This is a genomic window from Pseudomonas sp. 1121_17, from assembly GCF_052850745.1.
This window is the reverse complement of the sequence record NZ_VXCX01000035.1, coordinates 1-558: the sequence shown is the minus strand read 5'-3', so window position 1 is coordinate 558 and position 558 is coordinate 1. Positions and strand designations below refer to the sequence as shown.

Annotated in this window: 1 protein-coding gene; it reads right to left on the bottom strand. The window is 57.2% G+C overall.

The features are described 5' to 3' along the window. The coding region (locus FW789_RS24300) for an immunoglobulin-like domain-containing protein (protein ID WP_446432152.1) at window positions 1-558 on the bottom strand (558 nt) is incomplete at both ends.

Here is a 558-nt window from a genome sequence, read left to right as displayed (position 1 = left end):
CTCAGCTGGAAGTTGAAGGTGAGGCTTGCATCACCTTCTTTCGCTGCTTCAGCAGTAACCGCCACGGTAGTGGTGTCGATGGTGTCTTCGACAGCAACGGTGGTAGTCGCGCCAGTCAAATCCACAGCTTCGAAATTGCCGCCATTGACCGCAGTGACAGTCGCGGTGACTTCACTGCCGTCTTTGTAGACGTCTTCAACGTTGGTGTTCGGGACCGACAAGGTGCCCTTGCCATCAGCGCCAACTGTGACGGTGTAATCAGTACCACCGACGTTCACGGTCAAGGTAGCCGTGCTGCCAACCTGAGGCGGATTGCTCAGCTGGAAGTTGAAGGTGAGGTTTGCATCACCCTCCTTCGCTGCTTCAGCAGTGACCGCCACGGTGGTGGTGTCGATGGTGTCTTCGACAGCAACGGTGGTAGTCGCGCCGGTCAAATCCACAGCTTCGAAGTTGCCGCCATTGACCGCAGTGACAGTCGCAGTGACTTCACTGCCGTCTTTGTAGACGTCTTCAACGTTGGTGTTCGGGACCTGGAGCGTGCCCTTGCCATCGGCGCCA